This is a genomic window from Neorhizobium sp. T6_25 (assembly GCF_002968555.1).
Taxonomy (GTDB): Bacteria; Pseudomonadota; Alphaproteobacteria; order Rhizobiales; family Rhizobiaceae; genus Neorhizobium.
The window spans coordinates 41,188-56,597 of sequence record NZ_PVBL01000001.1 but is presented as its reverse complement, the minus strand read 5'-3'; the positions used below and the strand labels follow the sequence as shown (position 1 = coordinate 56,597).

Annotated in this window: 13 protein-coding genes and 2 pseudogenes; 7 read left to right on the top strand and 8 right to left on the bottom strand. The window is 58.1% G+C overall.

All coding sequences use genetic code 11. The features are described 5' to 3' along the window. Positions 1-70 precede the first annotated feature (70 nt). On the top strand, positions 71-229 hold the full coding sequence (locus C5L10_RS33445; RefSeq protein ID WP_172716846.1) for a hypothetical protein: 159 nt from the start codon (positions 71-73) through the stop codon (positions 227-229). 32 nt (positions 230-261) lie between these two features. Further along, positions 262-1,149 carry an AraC family transcriptional regulator gene (locus C5L10_RS00265; protein WP_205836999.1) on the top strand — a complete coding sequence of 296 codons (888 nt, stop codon included), beginning with the start codon at positions 262-264 and terminating at the stop codon, positions 1,147-1,149. Positions 1,150-1,186: 37 nt separating this feature from the next. On the opposite strand, the gene C5L10_RS00260 is transcribed toward C5L10_RS00265, so the two are convergent. The 5 genes from C5L10_RS00260 to C5L10_RS00240 form a co-directional block, all read right to left on the bottom strand. Further along, positions 1,187-2,266 carry a glycine betaine/L-proline ABC transporter ATP-binding protein gene (locus C5L10_RS00260; protein ID WP_105428026.1) on the bottom strand — a complete coding sequence of 360 codons (1,080 nt, stop codon included), beginning with the start codon at positions 2,264-2,266 and terminating at the stop codon, positions 1,187-1,189. Then, entirely contained in the window at positions 2,259-3,146 is an 888-nt protein-coding gene (locus C5L10_RS00255) for a proline/glycine betaine ABC transporter permease (RefSeq protein ID WP_105428025.1), read from the bottom strand. Before C5L10_RS00255 ends, C5L10_RS00260 begins: the two co-directional genes overlap by 8 nt. Before the next feature lie 99 nt (positions 3,147-3,245). Next, complete coding sequence (locus C5L10_RS00250; protein ID WP_105428024.1) at positions 3,246-4,247, bottom strand: ABC transporter substrate-binding protein; 1,002 nt, start codon at positions 4,245-4,247, stop codon at positions 3,246-3,248. A 59-nt stretch (positions 4,248-4,306) separates the two neighbouring features. Next, positions 4,307-5,086, bottom strand: coding sequence for a pyrroline-5-carboxylate reductase (locus tag C5L10_RS00245; protein WP_105428023.1), 780 nt, complete (start codon positions 5,084-5,086; stop codon positions 4,307-4,309). A gap of 37 nt (positions 5,087-5,123) precedes the next feature. Further along, entirely contained in the window at positions 5,124-5,753 is a 630-nt protein-coding gene (locus tag C5L10_RS00240) for a TetR/AcrR family transcriptional regulator (RefSeq protein ID WP_046669143.1), read from the bottom strand. A 145-nt stretch (positions 5,754-5,898) separates the two neighbouring features. On the opposite strand from C5L10_RS00240, the gene C5L10_RS00235 reads away from it, so the two are divergent. Together C5L10_RS00235 and C5L10_RS00230 are read left to right on the top strand one after the other, a co-directional pair. Further along, positions 5,899-7,935 carry an NADH:flavin oxidoreductase gene (locus C5L10_RS00235; protein WP_105428022.1) on the top strand — a complete coding sequence of 679 codons (2,037 nt, stop codon included), beginning with the start codon at positions 5,899-5,901 and terminating at the stop codon, positions 7,933-7,935. A gap of 3 nt (positions 7,936-7,938) precedes the next feature. Further along, on the top strand, positions 7,939-8,544 hold the full coding sequence (locus tag C5L10_RS00230; protein ID WP_105428021.1) for a dimethylsulfoniopropionate lyase: 606 nt from the start codon (positions 7,939-7,941) through the stop codon (positions 8,542-8,544). Between the two features lie 48 nt (positions 8,545-8,592). Here C5L10_RS00230 and C5L10_RS00225 read toward each other — a convergent pair whose 3' ends face one another. Further along, positions 8,593-9,678, bottom strand: a complete 1,086-nt coding sequence (locus C5L10_RS00225) for a hybrid-cluster NAD(P)-dependent oxidoreductase (protein ID WP_105428020.1) — start codon at positions 9,676-9,678, stop codon at positions 8,593-8,595. Then, the gene (locus C5L10_RS00220; protein WP_105428331.1) at positions 9,668-10,921 is read right to left on the bottom strand and encodes an SRPBCC family protein; all 1,254 of its coding nucleotides are present in this window, start codon (positions 10,919-10,921) and stop codon (positions 9,668-9,670) included. The genes C5L10_RS00225 and C5L10_RS00220 overlap by 11 nt, the downstream gene beginning before the upstream one ends. Positions 10,922-11,031: 110 nt before the next feature. Between C5L10_RS00220 and C5L10_RS00215 the strand changes: the two genes are divergently transcribed. The 3 genes and pseudogenes from C5L10_RS00215 to C5L10_RS00205 all read left to right on the top strand — a co-directional run. Then, the gene (locus C5L10_RS00215) at positions 11,032-11,919 is read left to right on the top strand and encodes a LysR substrate-binding domain-containing protein (protein ID WP_105428019.1); all 888 of its coding nucleotides are present in this window, start codon (positions 11,032-11,034) and stop codon (positions 11,917-11,919) included. A gap of 122 nt (positions 11,920-12,041) precedes the next feature. Continuing rightward, a pseudogene (locus C5L10_RS00210) lies at positions 12,042-12,356 on the top strand (ATP-binding cassette domain-containing protein); the annotation flags it as partial. Beyond that, a pseudogene (locus C5L10_RS00205) lies at positions 12,341-12,787 on the top strand (alpha-glucosidase/alpha-galactosidase); the annotation flags it as partial. The pseudogenes C5L10_RS00210 and C5L10_RS00205, both read left to right, overlap by 16 nt. Positions 12,788-12,933: 146 nt before the next feature. Here the strand turns inward: C5L10_RS00205 and C5L10_RS00200 are convergent. Then, complete coding sequence (locus tag C5L10_RS00200) at positions 12,934-15,072, bottom strand: TonB-dependent siderophore receptor (protein WP_105428018.1); 2,139 nt, start codon at positions 15,070-15,072, stop codon at positions 12,934-12,936. Positions 15,073-15,410 lie beyond the last annotated feature (338 nt).

Sequence of the window (15,410 nt, the reverse complement as noted above, 5' to 3'; positions counted from 1 at the left end):
GATGGCGGCGATGCCGGCTGACCACGATCGTGAAGATCTATCCGCTGTGACCGGGTGAGGTGAAGGTCGAATGATATCCTTTGTCAAGACGGAAGGTGCCGCCGTGGCGGGCAGCGCGCTTTGCGGTGCGGACCTTTACTATCTGGCGGGAGCCTTTATATACCTGACGCGGACTGTCATGTTAGGTTACCTGAGCAAGCTGGTCGCGACGCCTTGGTGGCGGGCATGATGTTCTAATGGCAGATGGTGAAGGATCCGGCGTTGAGTTATTGGCATTCCATGGCTTGGCATACGGAGGGAATAAGGGTTGTCGCGCCGGTCAAGTGGCGTCGTTTCGACGGCATGGTCAGTGTCTTTTGGGAAGCGGAAAGCCAGTCTGGCGCCACGGGCTATTATTTGGCGGACGACCCGCGCATCATGATTTTCTTCAACGACGTATCGTCTCGAATTCGCGTGTCGAACCGAGACGGCTTGCAGCACTATCGTCCGATGACCCGCGCCGTCTATGTTCCAGCCGGCGTTCCCATGTGGACCAGCAGCGAAACCAAGCACCGCTTTTCCCACCTCAACCTGCATATGCACAGGGATCGGTTGCTCCGGTTCCTGTCGCCCTCGGTTGGGGCCTCCGCCGCCTTGGCCGCGGTGCGGCGGCCGGTGGAGCTTCAGGATGTCGGCGCCATCGAGACGCTGGCGGGTTTGCTGGTCGACGAGATATCCAGCCCGTCAAAGCACGCGGTCTATGGCGAAAGTCTCGTGGGCAGCATCGTCGCCGGTCTTCTCGACATACCCGACCATGAAACCGAAAAAGCCAATGGCAGGCTGACCCAGGCACAGATGAACAGGCTGGTGTCACGCATCGACGGCTTGAGGGACTGCCGCCTGACGGTTGCCGAAATGGCTGCGACCGTCGGCCTTTCGGAAAGCTGGTTTGCCAATGTATTCAAGCAGACCACCGGTAAGACGCCGCTGCAGTGGCAACTCGCCAGGCGCATCGACCTGGCGAAAAGGCTGCTCGTCGAAAGCGATATGGCCGTCGCGGAGATAGCCGCCCAGCTGGGCTTTACCGACCAGGCCCATTTGACCAAGGCGTTCAGACAGATTGCCGGCGATACGCCGGCCGCCTGGCGCCGGATGCGGCAGATCTGCTGATCCTGGCAAAGCCCCATCCGATCTCCGGCTTCTTCCGTTACGCGACGATCGCTGAGGCGTCGAGAGGCCGGTGCTCGGCCCCACGGGAATTGACCATAGCCCCTGCCAGCTGCCGGAAGCTCACGGTTCCAACCGGCTTGCCTGAAGGATCCACAACGGTCACGTCACCATCAGGTGCAGAGACCAGCGCCCGGATAGCGTCTTCGATCGTGATATTTGCCGGAATGGTGGGCTTGTCACTCCCAGCCCGGGAACGCAAGGGAGCCATGATCGCTTCGACCTGCACGACCCGTCCGCGGTTCACTTCTTTGACGAAATTGGCCACATATTGATCCGCCGGCCTCAGGACGATGTCCTGGCTTGTACCTTGCTGTATCACCTCGCCGTCGCGCAGGATGGCGATTTGGTCCCCCAGCCGGAGAGCCTCGTCGAGATCATGTGTGATGAACACGATCGTTTTCTTGATCTCGTTCTGGATATCGAGAAGAACGGACTGCATGTCCATGCGGATGAGTGGGTCGAGTGCGGAATAGGCTTCGTCCATTAGCAGGACGGGCGCGTCGTTCGACAATGCGCGAGCAAGCCCGACGCGCTGCTGCATTCCTCCAGACAGTTGGTTGGGGTACCTATGCTCGAACCCCTTCAGCCCAACGCGCTCCAGCCATCTCATTGCGACGTCGATCGCTTTGGAGCGGCCGATGCCCTGGACCTCAAGGCCGAAGACGGTGTTGTCGAGCACGCTTCGGTGCGGCAGCAAGGCGAACTTCTGGAAGACCATTGCCGTCTGGTGACGCCGAAAGTTTCGCAGTTCGTCCTTGTTCATCTTCACGACGTCCACCCCGTCGACCAGCACTTCGCCCGCGGTCGGGTCGATCAAGCGGTTGATATGGCGGATGAGCGTGGACTTGCCGGAACCGGACAGGCCCATAATGACCTGAATACAACCCGACTTGATGTCCAGATTGATATCGCAAAGCCCCAGCACATGGCCATGCGCATCGTTGAGCTCCGTCTTCGTTAGGCCGTTGCGGACGGCATCGACATACGCGGCGGGGTTGGCGCCGAAGATTTTGTAGAGATTGCGGACTGAGATGCCGCCCAAACCTTGCTCAGCCATGAACGATCTCCCGATGTTTCTGGAGCCGCTTGCCATAGGCCTGGCTGACCCGGTCGAAGATTATGGCGATTCCAACGATTGCGAGGCCGTTGAACATGCCGAGGGTAAAATACTGGTTGGCGATTGCCTTCAGCACCGGCTGGCCAAGCCCCTGAACGCCGATCATCGAGGCGACCACCACCATCGCCAGCGCCATCATGATCGTCTGGTTGATCCCCGCCATGATCGTCGGTAGGGCCAGCGGCAGTTGCACCTTGAAAAGCTTCTGGGTCTCCGAGGTGCCGAAGGCGTCGGCAGCCTCCAGAACATCCTTGTCGACGAGGCGGATACCAAGATCGGTCAGCCGGATCATTGGCGGAATGGCGTAGATCACCACGGCGATGAGCCCGGGGACGCGGCCGATACCCAGCAGCATGACGACCGGAATGAGATAAACGAAACTCGGCATGGTCTGCATCACGTCGAGGATCGGGTTGACGACCCGTTTGACGCCATTCGAACGTGCCATGAGTATGCCTATCGGCAGACCGACGGCAATCGACAGGACGGTGCAGACAAAGATCATTGCGACCGTACGCATCGTGTCGGTCCACATGTCGAAATAACCGATCAGCAGCAGCGTGATCAGACAGCTCAGCACGATTTTGACACTTCGGCTCGCAAACCACGCAATCGTGAGGATGATCGCGGTGATGATCGGCCACGGTGTCTGCGTCATAAAGCGATCGGCCGCCAGCAGGAAGCTCTGCAGAGGCGAAAACACGCTTTCGATCGTATCGCCATAGGCGCGAGTAAAGGCTCGAAAACCCTCATCGATCGCTTTCTTCAAGTTGCGAAGCGCGTCGTCATCCATATGGGGAAACTTATAAAACCATTCCATTCGGTTCCCTTTCTCTGGAAAGAGCCGTGTGAGGTCTTTTTCTTCTTTTAACGGCAAGCGGAAGGGGCGATGTGTTGGGCACATCGCCCCGGGGGCCTGTTAGAGCGCTGCCTCGATTTTCTTGGCGGCGTCCTTTGAAACCCACTTGGTCCAGATATCTTTGTTTTCCTTCAGGAAATGCTTGGCGCCATCCTCACCGCTTGCCTGATTGTCCGTCATCCATGCCATCAGTTTGCCGATGGTTTGGTTGCTCCAGGACCGCTTTTCAAGATAGGTCATCACCTCGGGTCCCGCTTTTTCCGAGAAGGGCTTGGCGACCAGGGTGACGATCGAGTCGATCGGCCAAGCATTCGGCTTCGGATCCGGGCAATCGGCAACGGTGTTGCAACGCTTCCATTCAGCCGGATCGTTCTTCACGCCGGCCTCAAGTTTTACCATCGGGTATTTGCCGAGTAGCGCCGTCGGCGCCCAGTAGTAGGTGGCAAAGCTCTTCTTGCGCTCATATGCCTTTGCGATAGCACCGTCCAAACCGGCCGCCGATCCGGTGTCGATCAGTGTGAACTTAGCCTTTTCCCCGCCGAAGGCCTTGAAGAGCTGCGTTGTCACGACGGTGCCACCCCAACCCTGAGGGCCGTTGAGGATTGCGCCTTTGCTTGGGTCTTCCTCGCCTGGGAAGAGTTCGGGATGCTTCAGCAAATCCGGAATGGTCTTGATGTCCGGATGCGCGTCCGAGACATATTTCGGGATCCACCAGCCCTGATTGCCACCGTCCGGCAGTGGAGATCCAACCTTGACGATCCGGCCCTCCTGTGTGCCCTTCGCAACCACGTCGGGAAGCAGGTCGATCCAGGCCTCCGGAGCGATATCAGGCTGGCCTTTTTCCGCCATGGAGGTGATGGTCGGCACGGTGTCTCCAACCGTGATCTCCGCCTGGCAGCCGTAACCTTCGTTTAAAATGAACTTGTCCAGATTGGAGATGACCTCCGCGCTTTGCCAATTCATGCTCGCGATCGTGACGCGGCCGCATCCGGCAGCACTTGCCGCCGATGCGCCGGCGAACACTCCGATCAGCACGCAACCCGAAGCCAAAAGCTTATTCATAGTACCGTTCCCTTTTTTAGCGGCTGGACGTGGAATGCGGGGCGCCGCGGATGCCCGATTCACAATTGCTTGGGAACGTCTCCCAAACTCATCGATTTCTCGAACGCTGCCGTCAGTCCGCAAGCAATCGCTGTTTCGAAACCCGCAGCACGCATAGCCTCGATCGCAACCGCCGTGGTGCCGCGGTAATCGAGGAAGGTTTGCACGATCTCGCTGGGACAGGTCTCATGCATTTCCATCAGTCGCCCCGCCCCGATGATAAGCGTGTTCACGGCGCGCCGGGCAATCGCGACGGGGATGCCCCGGGACAGGGCATCTCGCATCATCGCGTCGGCAAGAAGCGCCGGAAAGGCGGGGCCGGATCCGGACAGGCCGGTGAAATAGTCCATATCGGTTTCGCTGTGCACTTCATCCTGAACACCGCAGGCCTCGAACAGGGCTCTGACAAATATACGTGCTTCTTCGCTGACCCCAGGCGTCGCGATCCATGGCGTGTAGGATTGGCGGATCTCGACCGCTGCATGCGGCAACGAACGAACGACACAGTCGGTCCGATGACGGTCGCTCAACGGGTCCAACGGAATGCCTGCCATGACGGAGACCAGCAGCTTGCCTTTCATATCGACGTTGAGGTCACGCCAGTCAGCGGGGCGGACGCAAAGAACGACAACATCCGAGCGGTCGGCAAGGGCCTGATTGTCCGATGTCCAGAAAGCCTCGTCGAAACGATGCGGCCGCTGGCTGCGATAAGAGAGCGACAGGTCCTGAGGCTTCACGAAGCCGGCGTCCAGCACCGCGCTGGCAAGGGCGCTGCCCAGCCAGCCGTTGCCGCCGATCACGCCAATTCTCCAGCCCCTGCCATCTTCCACCTTGCTCTCACCCTTGTTTATAGCCGTGCCGCGCGTAGAAGCGATCGAGTTCTCGCTGTTGCGGGATCTGACCGGTATAGATTGCGATATATTCGGGAATCCGCTTCATGCGCAGTCCGATATCCTCGGTGGACTGCATGGAGATGTAGCCGATCTGGACCAGGTAGGTTGTTCTCGCGCGAACGTCCGCAGGCTCTTCGTCAAAGCCGAACCGCACGAACATGCGGCTCAAAGCGCCTATTCGGGCCAGGTCAGCCTGCTGAACCTCAACCTGAATCTCCGGCGATTGCAATGCCCAACTGCGAATTGCAAACTCGAACTGGGAGTCGAAGAGGTCTTTGTTGAGCCAGCAATCGAAGACATTGAGCATCGCCTCAGCAAGAGATTCCGCATATGCCTCGGACTGCTTCACGAGGTTGCCTGTGTTCTTGTCCCTCCAGCGCAGTATCAGCGCGCTCAGCAGTTCTTCCCGATCCTTGAAGAACCAATAGAAGCTTGTCCGCGATAGGCCCAGCTTCTTGGCAAGCGGCAAGATCTTCACTGAATCTACGCCGGATTCGAGCAGCGCTTCATAGGCGGCCTCAAGCCAACCCTCCTGAGAGCCACGCCAGCCGCTGTCATTTACCGCCTGTTCCATTGACACTTCCTAACAAACTCCTAACCGCACTTCAAGCAAAATGTACATCAATGTCGACTGGAAGTACGTCGATGTTTTCAATATTGACACATATGTACATTCCCGCTTAGCCTTATGTGCAAAGGCGATAAACCGGAGCCGTCGCATGTCGAACGATCCCCTCCTTCAGCCCTACACACTGAAGCATCTGACCCTACGCAACCGTATCATCGTTACATCGCATGAGCCCGCCTATCCTGAGGATGGCATGCCGAAGGAACGTTACCGAGCCTATACCCTCGAGCGAGCGAGGGGCGGCGTGGCGCTGACAATGACGGCGGGGTCGGCTGCGGTGTCGAAAGACAGCCCGCCGGTCTTTAATAACTTGCTCGCCTATAAGGACGAAATCGTTCCGTGGATCCGGGAAATGACCGATGCCGTGCACGAAGAGGGCGCAGCTATCATGATCCAGCTGACGCATCTCGGCCGGCGCACCCGTTGGGACAAGGGCGATTGGCTGCCGGTGGTCGCGCCGTCCCATCATCGTGAAGCGTCGCACCGCTCCTTCCCGAAGAAGATGGAGGATTGGGATATCGAGCGCATTATCAGAGACTTCGCGGACGCAGCCGAACGGATGAAGGCGGGCGGCATGGATGGTGTCGAGTTGGAGGCATACGGTCACCTGATCGATCAATTCAATTCGCCGCTCACCAACGAACTGGACGGGCCATATGGGGGCTCGCTCGAAAATCGCATGCGGTTCTGTTTCGACGTCTTCAAGGCGATGCGCGAGCGCGTCGGAGACGACTTCATCCTCGGCGTTCGCTACACGGCCGACGAATGTCTCCCCGGAGGCACTGGAAAAGCTGACGGCATGGAGATTTCGCGACGGCTGCGCGACAGTGGCCTGATCGACTATCTGAACGTGATCCGAGGTCATATCGATACGGATGCAGGCCTGACCGACGTCATTCCGATCCAGGGCATGGCGAACTCGCCCCATCTCGATTTTGCCGGCGAGATCCGCGCGGCAACCAATTTCCCGGTCTTCCATGCGGCAAAAATCCCGGATGTGGCGACGGCACGGCACGCGATTGCCGCGGGCAAAGTGGACATGGTCGGAATGACGCGCGCCCACATGACGGATCCGCACATCGTTCGCAAAATTATCGAAAAGCGCGAGGAGGACATACGTCCTTGCGTCGGCGCGAATTATTGTCTCGACCGCATCTACCAGGGCGGGATGGCGTTTTGTATCCACAATGCCGCGACTGGTCGCGAACAGACCATGCCACATACCATTGCAAATGCCGACACCCGCAAGAAGGTGGTCATTGTCGGCGCCGGGCCGGCTGGCCTTGAAGCGGCGCGCGTGGCGGCCGAGCGGGGTCATGTGGTCGTGGTTTTCGAGGCGGCCAGCAATCCCGGCGGACAGATCCGCCTCACCGCGCAGAGCGAACGCCGCCGAGAGATGATCAGCATCATCGGCTGGCGGATGAGCCAATGCGAGAAGCTCGGTGTCACGTTTCATTTCAACAACTGGGCGGACGCCGATATGATCGCCGCTGAAGGCCCCGATGTGGTCATCATCGCAACTGGTGGATTGCCGCATACTGAAGTTCTGTCGAAGGGAAATGAGCTTGTCGTCTCTTCCTGGGATATCATTTCGGGCGACGTCAAGCCGGGCACCAATGTGCTCATCTTCGACGATGCCGGTGACCATGCTGGCTTGCAGGCCGCGGAATTCATCGCCAAGACAGGGGCCAAGGTCGAGATCATGACGCCGGACCGCTCCTTCGCGCCGGAGGTCATGGCGATGAACCTTGTTCCCTACATGCGCTCGCTGCAGAAACTCGACGTAACCTTCACCGTCACCTACCGGCTGCAATCAGCCGAGAAAAGCGGCAACCAGATCATTGCCCATGTCGGTAGCGATTACGGCGGCGTGACGAAGCAGCGGACTATCGACCAGATCGTCATCAATCACGGTACGATTCCATTGGACGACCTTTATTTCGAGATGAAGCCCGGCTCGAAGAACCTCGGTGAAGTTTCCTACGACCAGCTAATTTCCGGCGTGCCGCAAACGGCCGAGCGCAATCCCGCTGGCACCTATCAGCTCTTTCGGATTGGCGACGCGGTCGCTGCTCGCAACACGCATGCAGCGATCTATGACGCATTGCGGCTTGCCAAGGATATTTGAACCATGGCCCGCAGCGAAGTCTTGCAGGATTTTCTGAACACCGCATTCGTCGCGTTCGATCAGCTTGCCGAGGATTCACAGGCCCGGCAGTCACTGACACAGATATTTGCGCACCTGCAAACATCGCTGCCGGAGCGGGTGAATATCGCAAAGCGGCTTCCGGTTTGCGGCCTGTATTTGGAGGGTGTCTTGGCTGCAAAGTCGGAGGAACCCCCGTTGAACGTGTTGCTCCGGCGCTTCGCAGCTCTGGAGACACAGCTCGAATGGAAATGTCGTTCGACCTATGACAATTCGGCTAGTGCAAATTTTCCGATGGGCCACGCCAATACCATGATCGTCGGGCCGGGCGGCCTTGAGGACCGTTCGGACGTGTGGCTTGGCGCAACCCTGATGGCGCCGAACGTGCGGTATCCGGACCACGATCATGCACCGGAGGAAATCTATCTCGTCCTGTCGGATGGCGAATTCCTGCAGGGCGATTCCGGTTGGTTCACGCCGGGCATGGGTGGCTCCTTCTACAATCCAGCTGGAATCCGGCACGCGATGCGCTCGGGCGAGGGGCCTCTCTTCGCATTCTGGGCACTTTTACCCGACCAGCGGAAACCTTGAGGCAAGGCGATCGATAGTTCTCCGGTCATCCCTGCTATGTTTAAAGCCCTACCGGTCGACCACGAGGTCACTGAGTGGCTTCGAACAGCAGGGCAGGAATAACCCGGCGTCGATTTCCCGCTGGCGGATCCCGCCATTGTGGTTCATGTCGACGGATCCGGACAGCAGTTTTGATTTGCAGGTGCCACACACCCCGTTTGAACATGAAGAGGGGAGTTTCACGCCGGCTTTTTTCGCGCAGGACAAAACGGTCTGCTCGCCTGAAACTTCGATCTTACGAACTTGCTTGGCAAACTCCACCGTGAACATTCTCGTGGCTGCTTCCTGGACAACCGGAAGATCGATGTCGTCGACGACGGCAGCGTCGAAACTCTCCTCGATATAATGGGATGACGGAACGCCGAGCTCTGCGGCAATCACGCGGGCAGCAGCCATGAATGGCGCTGGGCCACAACACATGACGACACGCTCTGCAATGTCAGGTACGGCCAGCTTCATGTAGTCTGCCGAGATGCGCCCGGTAAGGCCAGGCCAATGGGCTTCGCCAGAGGTGATCTCAGGTAGGAAATGCAGGCGGAGCTGCTTTCCTTTATTTGCCAGACAGGCGAGTTCTTCTCGAAAGATCAAGTCTCTGGGGCTTCGCGCCGCATGCATGAACACGACGTCGATGGGCTCGAAGGTATCCGCCAGTTCGCGGATGATAGACATGACTGGCGTAATCCCCGATCCACCAGACAGAAGCAGCAATTTTTTGGCATTGGGCCGGATAAAATGTCCGAGCGGTCCATTGCCCTTCATCTTCAAGCCAGCTGTGACGTTGTCATGAAACCAGTTGGAAATCTTACCCCCTGGCACACGTTTCACGGTGACTGAAAACGCGTTGGTACGTTGCGGCGAGGAGGATATGCTGTAGCAGCGGCTTTCGGGCTCGGCGTCAATGTCGAGATCGAACAGGAAATACTGGCCGGCCTTGAAGGCGAACTTTTTCCCAAGCGAAGACGCGAACGTGAATGTTTTTACATCGTGCGTTTCCTGGTGGACGTCGATGCAAACCAGATCCTCGTCCAAATCCCGGTCCCAGAATTCAGTGTTCTCGATCTGATCGACAGCTGCGAAGGCGCTCCTAGTATCCATGCGCACGCATCCGATCGATATACCAAGAGGCGAACTTGTCGAGATTCGTCTCTGAGAATGGCGAATAGGGGCCGGGCACATAGGCAGGGTCTTCGACACCGGCATGGGAGCGGGCGACGAGTTCTGCGTCCTGATCCGTGGTCGCCACCCAGACGTTCGTCAACTTCTCAAGATCGTAGTGCACGCCCTCGACGGCGTCCTTGTGAACGAGCCACTTCGTGCGCACCAGCGTCTTGTCGGGCGAAATTGGAATGACTATTGCCACGATGGCGTGGTCACCCATGAAGTGGTTCCAGCTGTTATGGCCCCACAGATGCACATCACCAAGATCCTTGCGGGTCATCGTTCCCAGAAGCTTGGATGATGCCGCCGTGGCGTCTGGGGTCTGGGATTCGCCCGCACCAGAAATGATAAGGCGCTGCGTCCTGAAATTTGTCTCGCAATCGACGAGTTGTTCGATTGCGGCGGATGGATAGCCGTCCGCTGTCCACTGACGTGCGCGCTCTTCGTAGAGAGCAAGATGCTCTTCGGCCTGCGCTCTGTCCTCCGGGCTGAGTGTCTCGGGATCGAAGCCGAAATCCAGATCGACGAAAGAGACGCAAAGCTCCGGGTGGTTTGCCGAACAATGGTAACACTCACGATTATTCTCCATCGTCAGCTTCCAGTTGCCGTGCTCGATCACATCGGTTTCAAATGCAACTTTGGAATTACCGATATCGTAGGGTGCCAGGCGCTCGGCCATCGCCAGCTCGAGTCGAGCAATATCCTTTGGCGGATTGTCAGCAAGGCAGACATAGATGAGGCCGCCGATCGACTTGAAGGTCACAGGCTTCAGGCTATGGCATTCTTTGTCGAAGTTCTTGCCCATATGGGGGGCATAGCTCAGTTCGCCGCTGGGTTCGTATGTCCAGGTGTGATAGGGACAGACCAGCTTCGAGACGATCGTCTTGCCGGGATTGAGGAGGCGCGAGCCCCTGTGGCGACAGACGTTGTGCACGACGCGGATTTCGCTGTCATCGTCGCGCAGCAGGATCAGGCCGGTTTTGCCGATGTCGATAACCGCAGCGTCGCCGGGCTCGGGCACGTCGCATTCAAGTCCGACGCAGATCCAGTGCCGACGAAAGAAGACGTCCATATCGGCTTCGAACACGTCTGACCGGGTATACAGGCCCGCTGGCAGGGCATGCCCGTCGGCACGCGCGTCCAAAAGTGACGAGATCGAGGACGCAAGTTTGTTCAGCATGAAGAACCTCTTTGCCAGCTTTCGGGCAAGAGTGACCTTGCCATGCAATTCGTTCAACGGCATAAATTGTTAGGTTGGCATAATGAAAAGTAATGGATTGAGGCGCGAGCATGCAGTTTCGTAAACGACTCCCGTCCTTGACCGCGCTGCTGATGCTTGAAGCAGTTTTGCGCAGAAAGAGCTTTACCGCGGCCGCGACGGAACTTGGCGTCACACAGGCGGCCGTAAGCAGGCAGATTGCCTTGCTTGAGGAAGAACTGGGGCAGCCAATGTTCGTGCGTAAACACCGCGCAATCGAACCTACGCCGGCGTGTCGCATTCTGGGAGCGTCGCTGGCACAGAGCCTTGCCAATATTGCGGAGACAGTCGAGGCGATCAAAATGTCCGGCCAGGATGTCGTCACGATCGGTGCGACGATCGCGTTTTCGTCTTTCTGGCTGCTTCCGCGTCTGGCCGACTTCCGTTCCCAAAACCCTGGTATCCAAGTGCGTGTTGTATCCCAGGATGAAAAAATCGATCTCGATAGTGGAGAGATAAACATTGCTATCCGTTATGGAATACCGCCGTTTAACGATGGGACGGTCATTGCATCAAAAGACGATTTCATAACACCCGTATGTTCGCCCGATTATCTCAAGCGCAGACAACCAGGGCCACTGTCATCGACAGACGAGTATATCGAAACGCACAGTTCCGACCCCTTGTGGTTTTCGTGGGCCCAATGGCTTGACCAGATCGGAGCCTCCTTTGATCTCAAGCCATCCCTGAGATTCAGCCATTATACCGAAACGATATTCGCTGCGTGTAATGGCCAGGGAGTCGCACTCGGCTGGGGCGCGCTCGTTCAGGCTTTTCTTGATGCCGGAACGTTGGTCGCGCTGCATGATCTGACGTACAAGGCTGACGGGCGATATAATATCTTGCTGCCACTCAAGGCGCGACGAACGGTTGCCAATGACAGAGCCGTTGCCTGGCTCACGGCAGCACTGCACGCATAACCAGGAGTATTGGCATCCGGACCAGTTCCCCTCGTCGTTCGAGACTCCCAGAGGTAGGTTTTCGGCTCTCAACAGCAACGGATGAGATCGGCCCGGGTATCCCCGATCGAGGTCAGCAGCGGCGTGTCTCCTTCATGCTGCGCCATGGCACCTTCTTCAAGCCGGAGCTGAAGGAGCTTGTTGCGGTCGACAGCCCCGATCTGACCCTTCGCCGCCACGAATCGCTTGGAATCGTCCGCGAGTCCGGTTCGGGCAAGACAACGTTGGGCCAGGCGCTTTTGCGGCTGAACGACACCGACAGCGGCGAGATCAATGCCGACCGGCAGCCGATCCACGGCCGTTCGCGCGTCGAAATGCCGCCGTTGCGTTCGCGCATGCAGGTGGTCTTCCAGGATCCGTTCTCGTCGCTCAATCCGCGCATGAAGCCTATCGGTCAGCCGACAAGATCGAGGTCGCGCAGTCGAAGGAATATGCCTCGTTGATCATCAATTCGGTCTGGACCGGCGAACCCTCCGTCGTCTACGGCAACGTGCGCAACAATGGCTGCATCACTTCGCTGCCCGACAATTGCGCAGCCGAGGTTCCCTGCCTGGTCGACGCGTCGGGTATCCAGCCAACCTTCATCGGCGGCCTGCCGCCGCAGCTGACGGCACTGATCCGCACCAATATCAACGTCCAGGAGCTGACGGTTCAGGCATTGATGACCGAGAACCGCGAGCACATCTACCACGCTGCAATGATGGACCCGCATACGGCGGCAGAGCTCGATCTCGACCAGATCTGGGCGAGGACAGGCGAGCTGCTTGCCGCTCATGGCGACTGGCTGCCGGCCTGGGCCCGCACCGGCCGCAAGGATCAGGCCGCCTGACCAACTCTCTCCCGGTCTTGCGCCTCAAGAAGTCTCGCGGCCGTGCCGCGGGACTTCTTGCCCTTCATCCAAAGCGGTCTTGGCTGCAGATCGCCAATCTACCGCCTGCTGTCCCAACCGGCGGGATTGCGGATGGGACGGGAGGATCACCATGTCTGGCGCAGCGTCGCATAGATCGCGCGGCCGGGATTGTACCAGTCGGCGCCGAAACCACCATTCGCCACGTGCTTTTCGTCGAACAGATTGCTGACGTTGAGCTGGAATGTCGTGTTCTGTTGCATCTTGTAGCTGAATGCCGCATCGAAGACGACGTTCGGGTCCGACTTCACCGTGTTGGCGTTGTTGACGAAATACGAACTCATGTAGCGCGCGCCGAGCCCAAAGGTCATGTCGCCGCGTGGCCCATTCCCCTCCAGCGTGTAGTTGACCCAGGCTGAAGCCGTGTGTTCCGGCACCATGGCAAGACGGTTGCCTTCGTTGGCACCCGCGTTTTTGACGATCTCGGTATCAATATAGGAATAGGCGGCGGTCAGGCTGAGGTTGTCCGTCACCTCGGCCTTGGCTTCGAAGTCCACTCCGCGGGACTTGACCTTGCCAACCGGCGTTGCCACGGGCGGGGCGCCGATGTTGAGTGTGATGTTTTCCTTGGTCAGATCGTAGACCGCGATGCTGAACAACGCTGGAATCTCGGATGGCCGATATTTCACGCCGACCTCCCACTGTTCGCCACGCTCAGGCTCCAGGCCGATCGTGGCCGGCACCGCCGACTCGGCATAGCTTACATAGGTGGCGATTTCGTCGGTGATTTTATAGCTCAGCGCCGCCCGCTTCGTGAACTCGCTGACGTCGGCGCGGGTCAGGGGACTGGCTGGAGCAACAGCAAGGTTGTTCGTCTGTTCGAGATCGAGCCAGTCGTTTCGGAGTCCCACCGTCGCGGTCAGTTTTTCCCAGAAGGTTAGTTCTTGCTGAAAATAGATCGCCTTGGTCTTCTGGTCGTTGACCAGGCTCTGATAGAGTGGGACCGAGGAAGGCCGCCCAGTATAGACCGGATTTGTATAGTCGATGTCCGGTGCGTCGCCGTAGTAATTGTTGGTTGTGCCGTGATAATCGTTATATTCGACGCCAAACAGACTGCGACTGTCCACACTCTCAAAGCTGGCGTCATATTGTAGGTGGGCGTCGATAACGAAGTTTTCGGCCGACGAGTCGTTTGCGAAGAAGTCTCGGTCCACGATTGTCGTGCCGGCCGCCGGTGCAGCCGCTACGTAAGCATAGCCGAAATTACTCCTGGTGTTGCTGTATCGCGCGCTCGAGTTGAACGTTACGCCGGAGCCGAAGTCATGGTCGAACGTGACGCTGAGCGTATTGCGGTTCACATCGCGATAATTGTAGTCCGGTTCGCCCAAAAATAGGCTTCGGTCGAAGTCCGAGCCCACAGGGTGCCCGCCGCTGCCGGGTATTCCCTGGCGGTCCAGATGATCATAAACGACGGACAGGCTGGTGTCGCCACTCGGGCGCCAGGTCAGTCCGCCCATAATGAAGTTTTCGTCGTCCTGAGAATAGTCGTATTCTTCCTCGGCTCGTTTGAATTTGCCGGTCAGGCGATAGGACAACGTGTCGTCCTCGGTAATGTTGTCACCGAAGTCGAAGCCCGTTTCGGCGTGGTCGAAGGAGCCACCCGTCACGTAGGCTTCGCCGAAACGCGCGCTCTTCGGCCGTTTGGTGACGAAATTCACCGAACCGCCGGGGTCGGAGACGCCAAAGCCGGTGGAATTGGCGCCTTTGAGCACTTCCACGCGCTCAAAGACGTAGGCTTCTTCCCGAAGTCCGCCGAACGGTCGGCCGATGAGTAGTCCATCGCGGTACATGTAGGCGTCGAAGCCGCGAATCTTGAAATAGTCGAAGCGGTCGTCGGAGCCATAGAAGTCAGCGGTGACACCTGCCGTGTACTGCAAGACCTCCTCAACGGTGCTTGCACCACGCTCTTGGATTTCCTTGGATGTGATGACTGAGACGGAGGCGGGCGTATCCAGAATATCAGTCACCATCTTGCCGCCCCCGGTCGTCTTCGTCGCGACGATCGACTTCGAATCGTTGTCGGTATCGAGGCCGGCGCCGCTGCTCTGGATGACGATCGGTGCGAGTGTTGTATCGGCGTTCGCATTTTCCTGGCCAAGCACGACGGTCGGCGTGAAGGCGACAAGCGCGGTGCAACCCAGAAGGACCGCATTCCGATAGCGGATAAGGGCCGGTCTCGAGCGAGCGCCTGTTCTTTTGTTGTCCATATTCACGTTCCAGAAGTTGATTCGACGAGAGATCGCCGAGACTGATGCCAGGTCTGAGGAACCATTCCGAACGACATCCGTGCAATCCGCCCGCGAGGGATTTTCCCTGGTCATGCGGCCGCAATGGCTGGGTTTGATATGCCCCGGAACGGCTATTAACTTGAGCATGTTTGTCCAGTATTGTAAATTCTCCGTGCTTTGTAGGATCCCGCGGAAATCTCGGTACTCTTGTCGGTGCAGGCGTGGAGGGTGGTTGACGGGACTTCCTTAACCTGAAAGTGGAAGTCCACTTAAGGTCTGCGGAGTTTGACGATGCTGCGGTTATTGCCTTCGGCCGT

Excerpts from the sequence above, each read along its gene's own strand:
- C5L10_RS00215 (WP_105428019.1), top strand. The coding sequence starts at position 11,032 with ATGCAGTTTCGTAAACGACTCCCGTCCTTGACCGCGCTGCTGATGCTT.
- C5L10_RS00250 (WP_105428024.1), bottom strand. The coding sequence starts at position 4,247 with ATGAATAAGCTTTTGGCTTCGGGTTGCGTGCTGATCGGAGTGTTCGCC.
- C5L10_RS00200 (WP_105428018.1), bottom strand. The coding sequence starts at position 15,072 with ATGGACAACAAAAGAACAGGCGCTCGCTCGAGACCGGCCCTTATCCGC.
- C5L10_RS00230 (WP_105428021.1), top strand. The coding sequence starts at position 7,939 with ATGGCCCGCAGCGAAGTCTTGCAGGATTTTCTGAACACCGCATTCGTC.
- C5L10_RS00220 (WP_105428331.1), bottom strand. The coding sequence starts at position 10,921 with ATGCTGAACAAACTTGCGTCCTCGATCTCGTCACTTTTGGACGCGCGT.
- C5L10_RS00235 (WP_105428022.1), top strand. The coding sequence starts at position 5,899 with ATGTCGAACGATCCCCTCCTTCAGCCCTACACACTGAAGCATCTGACC.
- C5L10_RS00240 (WP_046669143.1), bottom strand. The coding sequence starts at position 5,753 with ATGGAACAGGCGGTAAATGACAGCGGCTGGCGTGGCTCTCAGGAGGGT.
- C5L10_RS33445 (WP_172716846.1), top strand. The coding sequence starts at position 71 with ATGATATCCTTTGTCAAGACGGAAGGTGCCGCCGTGGCGGGCAGCGCG.
- C5L10_RS00255 (WP_105428025.1), bottom strand. The coding sequence starts at position 3,146 with ATGGAATGGTTTTATAAGTTTCCCCATATGGATGACGACGCGCTTCGC.
- C5L10_RS00225 (WP_105428020.1), bottom strand. The coding sequence starts at position 9,678 with ATGGATACTAGGAGCGCCTTCGCAGCTGTCGATCAGATCGAGAACACT.
- C5L10_RS00260 (WP_105428026.1), bottom strand. The coding sequence starts at position 2,266 with ATGGCTGAGCAAGGTTTGGGCGGCATCTCAGTCCGCAATCTCTACAAA.